This window comes from Nocardia brasiliensis ATCC 700358 (assembly GCF_000250675.2).
Lineage (GTDB): Bacteria > Actinomycetota > Actinomycetes > Mycobacteriales > Mycobacteriaceae > Nocardia > Nocardia brasiliensis_B.
Genome location: NC_018681.1, coordinates 5,078,109 through 5,089,818, shown reverse-complemented (window position 1 = coordinate 5,089,818; position 11,710 = coordinate 5,078,109). Strand labels below are relative to the sequence as shown.

Genomic DNA, 11,710 nt, shown 5'->3' with positions numbered 1-11,710 from the left:
CATGCTACGAACCGATCTCATCCGACCCGTCCCGGAGATGTTGCGCGACAACGCCGGCCGTTTCGGCGACCGCGAAGCCTGCACCGACGCACGACGGTCGATCGGCTATACCGAACTCGAGCGGCGCACGGGCCGGCTCGCGGGCAATCTCGGCTGTCGCCGCGGCGACCGGGTCGCCCTGATGCTCGGCAACAGTGTCGAGATGGTCGAGGGCTACCTTGCCGTGGCCCGCGCGGCGGCGGTGGGCGTCCCGATCAATCCCTATTGTTCCGATGCCGAACTGGACTACATCCTCGCCGACTCCGGCGCGAATGTGCTTCTTACACAGGCAGGTTCGGCAGAGCGGCGGCGACACGTACTGGCGCGTCATCCCGGACTGCGCGTCGTGGTGGCAGGTGGCGAAGAGGGCGAGCACTCCTTCGAAACACTGGCCGCCGCCGAGCCGGACACGCCCGCGCGCGACGATCTGGGCGTCGACGACATCGGCTGGATCCTCTATACGTCAGGTACTACGGGACAGCCGAAGGGTGTGGTCACGACGCTCACCAAGGCGCTGTGGGGCACGGTGGCGGGCTATATCCCCGGATTCGGGCTGTGCGCCGAAGATCGGTTGCTGTGGCCGATGCCGTTGTCGCACTGCCTCGGTCATCATCTGTGCGTGCTGGGCGTCACGGCCGTCGGCGCCGGCGCGTGGGTGATCGACGGGTTCGCCGCCGGGCCGCTGCTGGACGCACTGGCCGCGTCGCAGGCGACCGTCCTGGTCGGGGTTCCCGCCATGTTCCAGCGGTTGGTCCGCGTGGACACGGAAACCGTTCCCGCGCACGGCTTGCGGGCGTGCTGGTTCGGCGGCGCGCCCGGCTCCGACGAACTCGGCCGCGCGGTCCAGGCGACACTGGGCGTGCCCTTGCTGAACACCTACGGCGCGAGCGAGGCCACGGGCGCGATCACCGTCAATCCGCCGTCCGACCGCAACAGCCCCGCCTCGGCCGGGCTGCCGATTTTCGGGGTGAGCACCCGGATCGTCGATCCCGGTTCCGGCGTGGACGTGCCGGGCGGTGCCGAAGGAGAGCTGTGGGTCGCCGGCCCCGGCGTGATGGTCGGTTACCACAACAGACCCGACCTGACCGCCGAGGTGATGCGGGGCGAATGGCTGCGCACCGGCGATCTCGCGCGGCGAGACGAGCTGGGCTTCCTCGAAATCACCGGCCGGATCAAGGAATTGATCATTCGCGGCGGCGAGAACATGCATCCGGGCGAGATCGAGAACGTGGTCCGGCAGGTGCCCGGCGTGGCGGATGCGGCCGTCTGCGGCAAGCCGCACGACACCCTCGGCGAGGTGCCCATCGCCCTGGTGGTGCCGGAGGTCGGCGGCGTCGACGTCGGCGCGTTGTTCGCCGAATGCCGGCGGGTGCTGGCGCACGCCAAGGTACCGGTCGAGGTGTACGAGATCGACGCCGTGCCGCGGACCCCGTCGGGGAAGATCGTCCGCCGGGCGCTGCCGACGCTGCCCAGTAGGCTGCTGGGCGGCGTCGCGGTGGAAGCGGCGGAGCACGGCGACGAGTGGGCGCGGCCCGATGCCGCGGTCCGCGCGGGACTGGCGATCCGGCTCGCCGTGCTGTCGGCCGCCGACGGTATCGCCCTGCTGTGCGAAGTGATCTCGGCGGCGGTGGCCTCGGTCATCGGCGGCACGTCCGGCGAGGTCGACACGACGTTCACCGATCGGGGGATCACCTCGCTCGGCGCCGTAGGGCTGCGCAACAGACTCGTCACCGAAACCGGACTAGATCTGCCCGCCACGGCGGTATTCGATTACCCCACACCGAAAATCCTTGCTGGGCAGCTGCGTGCGGCGCTGCTCGTGGAACATCGGCCCGCGCCGCCGCCCGCCGCACGCTCCGGCGATTTCTCCCGGCGACTCGACGAGATCATGACCATGGACGCGACGGAGCTGGTCCGGCGGGCATCGGCCGGCGCGCGCACCACGTCCGAAGCCGGCGGTACGGGTGGCCGCACCGGCGAAGGAGACGGTGGACGGTGACGACGAACGAGGAACTGGTCGAAGCGCTGCGGAACTCGCTACTGGAGCGGGAACGACTGCGGCAGGCCAACTCCGAGACCGCGGCCCTGTTCGCCGAGCCCCTTGCGATCATCGGGATGGGCTGCCGCTATCCCGCGGATATCCGGACACCCGAACAGCTCTGGGATCTGGTGGTGGCCGGCGCGGAGGTGGTCTCGGACTTTCCGGCCGACCGCGGCTGGCCGCTGGCCGACCTGTTCGATACCGAACCGGGGCGGCCGGGTAAGAGCTACGTGCGCCGGGGCGGATTCCTGTACGACGCGGCCGAATTCGACGCCGGTTTCTTCGGCGTCGCGCCGCGCGAGGCGGCCGTGCTGGATCCACAGCAGCGGTTGCTGCTGGAGGTGTCGTGGGAAGCGCTGGAACGGGCGGGCATCGACCCGGCGTCGCTGCGCGGCAGCGACACCGGGGTGTTCGCCGGCGTGATGCATCACGAGTACGGATCGGATGTGGTCGGTTCGGCGGCCTCGGTCGTTTCCGGCCGCCTCGCCTATACCCTCGGCCTGGCGGGGCCCGCGATCACGGTGGACACCGCATGCTCTTCCTCGCTGGTCGCATTGCATCAGGCCGCACACGCGCTGCGGATGCGGGAATGCGGTCTGGCCGTGGTGGGTGGCGTGACCGTGCTGGCGTCACCGAGTTCGTTCGTGGAGTTCTCCCGGCAGCGCGGGCTCGCCCCGGACGGTCGCTGTAAGGCCTTCGCCGCGGCCGCGGACGGGGTCGGCTGGTCCGAGGGTGTCGGCGTGCTGCTGCTCGAACGGCTGTCCGAGGCACGTCGCAACGGTCACCCTGTTCTCGCGCTGATACGCGGCTCTGCGGTGAATCAGGATGGGGCGAGCAATGGTTTGACCGCGCCCAACGGGCCCGCCCAGCAGCGGGTGATCCGGCAGGCGTTGGCCAACGCAGGGCTCGCGGCGGGCGAGGTGGACCTCGTCGAGGCCCACGGCACCGGCACCACCCTCGGCGATCCGATCGAGGCCGGTGCTTTGATCGCGACGTACGGCGGCGAACACACCGCGGCCGACCCGCTGTGGCTCGGGTCGGTGAAGTCGAATATCGGGCACACCCAGGCCGCCGCCGGTGTCGCGGGCGTGATCAAGATGGTGGAGGCGCTGCGCCGGGCGGTGATACCGCCGACCCTGCACAGCGACGCGCCGAGTCCCCACGTGGATTGGGCCTCCGGTGGTGTGGCGCTGGCCGCCGGGCTGCGGGCATGGCCGCAGCGCGATCATCCGCGCCGGGCCGCGGTGTCGTCGTTCGGCATCAGCGGGACCAACGCGCATGTGATTCTGGAGCAGGCACCCGACACGGTAGCGGCCGCGTCATCCGAACGTGTTGCGCCGCCGTTCATTCCGTGGGTGCTTTCGGCCAAGACCACGGAATCCCTGATCGGGCAGGCCCAACGGCTCCGGGACCTGGTGCGGAGCGAGCCGTACCCGGACCCTGTCGATATCGGGTATTCGCTGCTGACCTCGCGCTCGTCGTTCGCACAGCGCGCCGTGATACTCGGGAACACGCGGAAAGCGTTGACCGACAGCGTCGCCGAGCTGGTGGACGGGGCAGCGGCGACGAACGTGCTGCTCGGCCGAGCCGATGTGCAAGGCAAGACAGTCTTTCTCTTCCCCGGACAGGGCTCGCAGTGGGCCGGGATGGCGGTCGGACTACTCGATTCGTCGCCGGTCTTCGCGGCGCAGATCGACCGGTGCGCGGCGGCGTTGGCCGAGTTCACCGACTGGTCGCTGGTCGACCTGTTGCGTGGCAACGATATTGCCGACGAGGCCGACCGTCCGGATCTCGTGCAACCCGCGCTGTTCGCGGTCATGGTCGCACTGGCCGCGCTGTGGCGGTCGATGGGGGTCGAGCCCGCGGCGGTGATCGGGCACTCGCAGGGCGAGATCGCCGCCGCGCACGTCGCCGGCGTGCTGACGCTGCGGGAAGCGACCCGGATCGTGGTGCTCCGCAGCCGTGCGGTGTGCGCCGTCGCGGGCGCGGGCGGCATGGTTTCGGTGCTGCGTCCGGAAGCCGAGGTCTCGGCGCTCGTGGAAGAGCGTTGGGCGGGTGAGCTTTCCGTCGCCGTGGTCAACGGACCCGCTTCGACGGTGGTCTCCGGTGCCGCGGTCGCGCTGGACGAACTGCTGGACCACTGTGCGGTCAGCGGGATCGGCGCCCGACGGGTGGCGGTCGACTATGCGGCGCATTCCGTACAGATCGAGCCGCTGCGCGCGCGGCTCCTGGGTGACCTGGGCGAGGTTTCCGCGCGTTCGACCGAGATCGCGGTGATCTCCGCGGTGACCGGCGACGTGCTCGACGGGGCGGCGATGGATGCCGGCTATTGGTATCGGAATCTGCGCGACACAGTGCGTTTCGACCGCGCGATACGCACGGCTTATGCCCTGCGCTGCCGCGCCTTCGTGGAATGCAGTCCGCACCCGGTGCTCGGCGTCGACGTGCAGGAATTCCTCGACGACACCGACGACGCGGACCGCAGCGTGGTGGTCGAATCGCTGCGCCGGTCCGCAGGTGGGCTCGGCCAATTCCTGGCTGCCGTCGCGGCGGCGTACGTCCGCGGTGTGCCCGTGGACTGGACGCGCATCTTCACTGGCTCCAACGCCGTCCGGGTGGAACTGCCGACCTACGCCTTCGAACGCAAGCGGTATTGGCTGGAGCCGAAACCGACTGTGCCGGATGCCGAATTCGGCGCGCACCCGCTACTGGGCACGGTGGTGGAGGTGGCGGGCGGTGGCGGCTGGTTGTGGTCGGGGCGATTGTCGTCGGATTCGCATGGGTGGCTCGCTGATCACGTTGTCGGTGGCCGGGTGTTGCTGCCGGGGTCGGCTTTCGTGGAGCTGGCGTGGTGCGCGGCGGGGGTGGTCGGCGCGGCGCGGGTAGGTGAGCTGGTGTTGTTGTCACCGTTGGTGATCGGCGCGGCCGGGGTTCGACTGCAAATGCGGGTGACCGATGGAGCGGAGCCCGGGGAGTGGCGGGTGGAAATGTTCGCGCGGCCCGTGGCCTCGGGTCCTGACGCAGGGGATTGGGTCTGCCACGCGACGGGCGTGCTGGATTCCGTTGCTGTGCCGTCCGAAGCCGGTGTGGAACTGCGCGTCTGGCCGCCGGCGGGCGCGGTGCCGGTCGACACCGCGCAGGCATACGACGTGCTGGCAGACGCGGGATATGAGTACGGCCCGGTGTTCCGGGGTGTGCGGTCGGTGTGGCGGCGCGGGGCGGAAGTATTCGGCGAGGTGTACTTGGCGGAGGACGCGCGGGCCGGTGCGGCGGAACGGTTCGGGGTGCATCCGGCCCTGCTGGACGCGGCCTTACAGGTGTCGCTGGTGGGGGAGGCGGCCACCGGTGCCGTGGACGGGCTGCGGTTGCCCTTCGCGTGGGAGGGCGCGTCGTTGTCGGCCGTGGGTGCGGCGGCGGTGCGGGTGCACCTGCGACGGTGGGGCGATCGGATGGCGGTGACGCTGGCCGACCCGGCCGGCGCACTCGTCGCGCACGCCGAATCGGTGGTGCTGCGGCCGTTCGCGGTCGAGGAGGTGTGCGAGCCCGTCCGTGCGCATGCCGATCTGTACGAGCTGAGCTGGACGGCCCTGACCGGCAACAGGATTCCCGCCGTCGACGAGAGGTGGCACGTCGTCGAGACGAATCGCGGCTGGCAACTGGAGCAGCCGGTCGCCGATCGGACGGTCCTCGCGTTGAGCCGACCGGACGGCAGTTCGCTTTCGACGGTAGAGCGCACGTATGAACTGGTGCACACGGTGCTCGAGGCGGTCCGGACTGTGCTGTCGGACAACCGATTCGACACGGCGACGCTGGTGGTGGTGACCCGCAACGCTGTGGCGAGCGACGGTGCCGATATCGATCCGGCCCAGGCAGCGATCTGGGGGTTGCTGCGGAGCGCGCAGAACGAGAATCCTGGGCGGATCGGGATCCTCGATATCGACGACGCCACCGATTCCCGTGCCGCCGTCCGTGCGCTGACGCGTTCGGGTGAGCCGCAGGCCGCCGTGCGGCACGGCGTGATCCACGTCCCCCGCCTGATCCGCGAAGGCGCGGACAGCGTGGGCAACGCGGGTCTGGTTATCTCGGGAAGGCCTTGGCAGCTGTCAGATTCGGGCACCGGCACCCTGGACGGGGAGAACCTTGTGCTCGAACCGGCCGATGTGGGCGACGAATTGGCTTCCGGTGAGGTACGGGTGACGCTCCACGCCGTCGGGATGAATTTCCGGGACGTGCTCATCGCCCTGGACATGGTTCCGCTCGAGGGCATCGCGGTCGGTGGTGAGGGTGCGGGTGTCGTCGCGGCGGTGGGCTCGGCGGTGACCCGGTTCGTGCCCGGTGATCGAGTGATGGGGCTGTTTCCACGAGTCGGTTCGACCGCGGTGACCGAGGAGTCTTCGCTGGTGCGGGTTCCGTCTGGTTGGGGTTTTGCGGAGGCTGCTGCGGTGCCGGTGGTGTTTGCGACGGCGTATCACGCGCTTGTCGAATTGGGTGGTTTGCGGGCTGGGGAGCGGGTGTTGGTGCATGCGGGGACTGGTGGGGTGGGTTTGGCGGCGGTGCAGTTGGCGCGGTGGGTCGGGGCGGAGGTGTTTGTTACCGCGTCGGAGGGGAAGTGGCCGGTGTTGCGGGAGTTGGGTTTTGGTGATGAGTGGATTGGTGATTCGCGGTCGTTGGATTTCGAGGCGAAGTTTTTGGCGCGGACCGGTGGTGCGGGTATGGATGTGGTGTTGGATTCGTTGGCGGGGGAGTTTGTTGATGCTTCGTTGCGGTTGTTGCCGCGGGGTGGTCGGTTTCTGGAGATGGGGTTGACCGATGTGCGGGATCCGGCGCAGATCGCTGTCCGATATCCCGGCGTGCGGTATGCCGCCTTCGAACTCATGGAGCTGCCCGGTGCGCAGCTGCAGCGAATTTTCGGCGAGCTGCTGACTCTTTTCGAAGCCGGTGTGTTGCACCCCATTCCGGTGACGCGGTGGGACATCAGGCGGGCTCCTGAGGCGTTCCGGTTTCTGTCGCAGGCGCGGCATATCGGTAAGAACGTGTTGACGGTGCCGCGACCCTTGGACCGGGACGGCACGGTGCTGATCACCGGCGGCACGGGTGGTTTGGGTGCGCTGGTGGCACGGCATCTGGTGGCGCGACACGGGGTTCGGCACCTGGTGCTCGTGTCCCGGCGCGGTGCCGCGGCCGACGGTGTCGAAGAGCTGGTCGATGAACTCACCGCTGCCGGTGCCGTCGTTCGGGTGCTCGCGTGTGACGTCTCCGACGGTGCGGCGTTGCGCGCCTTGCTGTCCGATCTGGATCCGGCGCATCCACTGACGGGCGTCGTGCACGCGGCGGGAGTCCTCGACGACGCTCTTTTCGCCGATCTCGGGACGGATCAGGTAGGCAGGGTGTTCGCGCCGAAGGTGGACGCGGCGTGGCAGCTGCACGAGGCGGTGCAGGATCTGCCGCTGTCGATGTTCGTGCTGTTCTCCTCGATCGCGGGGACGGTCGGCTCGCCGGGACAGTCGAATTATGCTGCGGCGAACGCTTTCCTGGACGCACTCGCGTCGTACCGGCAGCGGCGCGGTCTGGCGGCGACCTCGATCGCTTGGGGATTGTGGGAGCAGGCCACCGGGATGACCGGGGCGCTGACCGAACTCGATCGCGGTCGATTGCGGGCGAGTGGTTTCGTGCCGATCACCGCCGAGGACGGTCTGGCGATGCTCGACGCGGCGCTCGGTTCCGGACGGGACGTCGTGGTGGCGTCGCGGATCGACACGGCAGCTCTGGCGCAGACACCGACCTTGCCACCGGTGTTGCGTGACATGGCGCGGCGGCTCCGGAAAGCCGCGGCGGCAGGACCCACGGAGGTGTCGGGTTTGGTGGCTCACCTGTCGGGTTTGGGTGTGGTGGAGCAGGGTCGGGTGGTTTTGGAGGTCGTGCGTTCGCACGCGGCGGTGGTGTTGGGGTTCGGGTCGGTGGATGGGGTGGGTGCTGATGATGTTTTCAAGGATTTGGGTTTTGATTCGTTGGGTGCGGTGGAGTTCCGTAATCGGTTGCAGGGTGCGACGGGGGTGAGGTTGGCGACGACGGTGGTCTTCGACTACCCGACACCGCGCGCGCTGGCGAAATATATTGCGGCAGAAATAGTGCCGGCCGAAGAGGTGGTAGACCGCATTGTCGCGCAGGCGGATCTGCTCTCGGGCCTGTGCAGCGGAGCGGCGCTGGACCGCGCGGATATCGCGGTGGTCGCCGAGCGGCTCAGCGCGATCCTCCGCAGCCTGCAGGCCGGCGGCACGGATGTCGATCTGGACGCCGCGGACGACGACGAACTCTTCGACTTCATCGACAGCGTGCCGCCCGCCCACCAGTGAGCCGCACCGACAACAAAACCTGGAGGACCGACGATGGCACCGCAACAGCAGTCGACCACGAACCGATACGCGGTCGTCGGCGCCGGAATCGCCGGGCTCGCCGCCGCGCATCGACTGCGGCGAGCCGGACATGACGTCGAGCTGATCGAACGTGACGCGGTGCTCGGTGGCCGCATGGGCCTGGATCGGCTCGGGACGCGACCGATCATGGTGGGCGGTAAGAACCTGGGCCGCAAGTATTCCGAGCTGCGGGCCTTCCTGACCGACCTGGGCGACCCGGCGCTGGAACCGTTCGGCATCAACACCTCGCGGGTCGTGCACGGGCGACTGCTGACCTTCGACAGCACCGCGAGCCCGCTGCGCAGGCTGCGCGTGCTGCTGGACGGTGGCTCGATCGCCGACTTGGTGAAGTTGTTCCGGCTCGCCGTGCAGGTCCGGCGGAAGGAGGAGAACAGATTTCTCGGCTCCGCGGATTTCACCGAGATCGCCGAGCGCAGCGACGAGCGCCCGCTGAGTGCCCACTTCGGTCCGCGGGCGGTGCGTAACATATTGCGCGCCATGACGGTTCGGATGAACGGGGCCGAGCCGGACGAGGTCTATCTCGGCACTTTCGGGACGAACCTCGGGATGCTCATGGACACCTTCGATCAGCTCACCGACGGCATGGACCCGGTCATCGCGGCCTTGGCGGAACAGATCTCGGTCTCGACCCGCACGGTGGCAGTGGGCCTCGTCCTGAGCGACGGCGGCGTAGGCTGCCTGCGGGTCACGCAGGACGGTGGGCCGCCGCAGGAGCAATACTATGACGGTGTGGTCGTGGCACTGCCCGCGCCTGCCGCCGCTCAGCTGTTGGCGAGCGAGATGCCCACGCTGAGCAAGCAACTCGCCCAGGTCGCCTATTTCCCGGCCGCGGTGGCGGTCGTCGAATACGACGAGCCGGTGTTCGGGATGACGACCCGTGCCATCGCACTCGACGACGGACCGTGCAGCAACGCCGGTGTTTACGGGACCGACGATCTGCACATCGTCCGGTACACCTTCAGCGGCCGGGCGGCGCGTTCGTCCACGACGGGCGAGGTGGACGAGTGGCTCGACCAGGCGGAAGCGCGGATCGCGGGCCTGCTCGGCCGGACCCGGATGACGCGGGTGCGCACCGTCGTCCGGCAGTGGGAGGCCGCCTACTGTGCGTACTTGCCGTTCCACGGCAGCTTCCTGAGGCAGGTGCGCACCGAGACGGCCGCGGTGCCCGGACTCGAACTGGCCGGTGACTATCTGCGCGGCGCGCCGCTGGAGGCGGCGTTCCGCTCCGGTGTCGAAGCGGCGGACCGACTGCTCGCGTCGGCGCACGGTCAGTAGATCGAGGTCGCGCCGGGGCGCATGCCGAGCCGCCCCATCGGCGGGACCATCGCCAGCCAGGCACCGGCCAGCGGAAAGCGCGGCGCGATCCGACCGGCGATCTCGCGGGTGAGGAAGGTGATCGGATCGCGGGGTCGCATCAACCGGAGGGCGGCGGCCGCCGCGTCGCGGTTGTAGCGTCCCGCTGCGCGGCGGTCGTCCGCGCAGGCGTCGATGTGCCCGGCTGCGGCCGTGCTGTCTTCCGCCGCAAGGGCTTTCGCGATGGCGGTCGCCGCGTCGGTCGCATCGATCACGCCGGAATTCAAGCCGCGGCCGCCGCCGAACGGTGCGAACAGATGGGCCGCCTCACCCGCGAGCAGGATGCGGCGCCGCGGGTCGGTATAGGTTTCGGCGACCACCTGCTGGAAACGGTAGGTGGAGATCCAGCGGATGTGGTCGGCGTACCACGGGTCGAGGATCTTCGGCAGCCATTGGCGTACACCCGCCGGGTCGGCCAGGTGTGCGACATCGTCGCCGCGCCTGCACTGCAGGTCGATGCGCATGCCGCCGCGAAAGGGCATGTGCATGACGTTGCGGCCGCCCAGTTCGGGTGTGCGGTAATGGAACAACGCAGGTGCGGTGGCGGTCGAACCGTCCGGCAGTTCATCGACGTCGACGATGATGAACGGTACGTCGTCGGTGTGACCCCACATGCGTAGCCCGAGGCTTTTGCGCACGGCGGAGCGGGCGCCGTCGGCCGCTATCGCATAGGGCGCACGCACTTTCGTGCAATTCTGCAGGGTCAGCGTGACGCCGGCGTCGTCGGTGTGCACGTCACGGACCTTTGCGTCCCAGCGGAATTCGACGCCGTGTGCCACGCATTCCGCGTACAGGATCGCCTCGGTCTCGGTCTGCGGCAGACTCGTACCCCGGGTCATGGCGGGCAGGACAGGAGAGTGGAAGTCGAAGATGCGCCGCCCGGCGTAGTAGCAGTCACCGCCGCGCACCTGAATCCCGGCTTCGCCGATCCGTTCCCCCAGACCGGGCAGTACCTCGCTGAATCTGCCCAGCGTCCACGGCATCAGGAAGATCGCACGGCTGCCCGGGCGGGGGCGACCCTCGGGCTCGGCCTCCAGCACCAGTACTTCCAGGCCGAGGCGGCGCAACGCCAGTGCGGCGGTCAAGCCGACCGGCCCCGCTCCTGCGACGACGACCGGCTGTTGGTGATTCTCGTGCCACATAGTCACTCCCACGCTAAGTACGGACCCGTACTTACGGTGACATAAGTACGGGCCCGTAACAAGAGTGGATCGAGCTGGGCTGCCGACGGGTTGCGATGGTTCAGCCGACGGTGCGTCGGCCGGCGGCGAGAATCTCGACCGCGTGCGCCACGAACCGGCTCAACCGATCCGGCCCGTATTCTGCGGGATTCGTCACTGCCTGGCGGACGAAGTGTTCCCCGACCGCGAGCAGGGATTCGGCGAGCAGGTCGTCGTCCAGGCCGGTCACACCGCCCGCGCGCGCCCGGTCCCACGCGATGAGCGCGCGCAGATTGTCCAGTGCGACCTGACGCGCCCGTGCCGCATGGGCGCGCACCTCCGGCGGCGCGTCGTCGGCGGGCGTGAGCAGCAGCCGGACCCCGTCGGGGTACGCGGCCGCCGCGTGCAGCATGTTGCGGGCTGCCGACTCGAGGGCTCCGGCGAAGTCGGACTCCGCGGTGAATTCGGGCATCGCCGCGCCGAGCGCGTCGATCGCGCGCTGTTGCTCTCGTTCGAACAGTGCGGACAACAGCGGGCCGCGTCCGGGATAGGCGGCATAGACGCGCGGTTTGGCCAGTTCGGCGGCCCGTGCCACGGCCTCCATGGTGACCGCCGAATACCCCTGCCGGACAACCAGGTCCAGCGCAGCGTCCAGTACCTGCGTGCGTCGCACGGTCAAATCC

5 protein-coding genes are annotated in these 11,710 nt (G+C 69.1%); 3 read left to right on the top strand and 2 right to left on the bottom strand.

Features of this window, described 5'->3' with window-relative positions; translation table 11 throughout:
• Nucleotide 1 precedes the first annotated feature (1 nt).
• The 3 genes from O3I_RS22575 to O3I_RS22565 are packed head-to-tail and all read left to right on the top strand — an operon-like array spanning nt 2 to nt 9,789.
• Entirely contained in the window at nt 2–2,038 is a 2,037-nt protein-coding gene (locus O3I_RS22575; protein WP_014985296.1) for an AMP-binding protein, read from the top strand.
• A complete protein-coding gene (locus tag O3I_RS22570) occupies nt 2,035–8,433 on the top strand; it encodes a type I polyketide synthase (protein WP_014985295.1) in 6,399 nt (2,132 codons plus the stop codon). Before O3I_RS22575 ends, O3I_RS22570 begins: the two co-directional genes overlap by 4 nt.
• Before the next feature lie 33 nt (nt 8,434–8,466).
• A complete protein-coding gene (locus O3I_RS22565) occupies nt 8,467–9,789 on the top strand; it encodes an FAD-dependent oxidoreductase (protein WP_014985294.1) in 1,323 nt (440 codons plus the stop codon).
• On the opposite strand, the gene O3I_RS22560 is transcribed toward O3I_RS22565, so the two are convergent.
• Entirely contained in the window at nt 9,783–11,009 is a 1,227-nt protein-coding gene (locus tag O3I_RS22560) for an FAD-dependent oxidoreductase (protein ID WP_014985293.1), read from the bottom strand. The two genes, O3I_RS22565 and O3I_RS22560, sit on opposite strands and share 7 nt — an antisense overlap.
• Nucleotides 11,010–11,109: 100 nt before the next feature.
• Nucleotides 11,110–11,700 (bottom strand): TetR/AcrR family transcriptional regulator, encoded by a 591-nt coding sequence (locus O3I_RS42840; protein ID WP_167829162.1) that lies wholly within the window; start codon nt 11,698–11,700, stop codon nt 11,110–11,112.
• Nucleotides 11,701–11,710 lie beyond the last annotated feature (10 nt).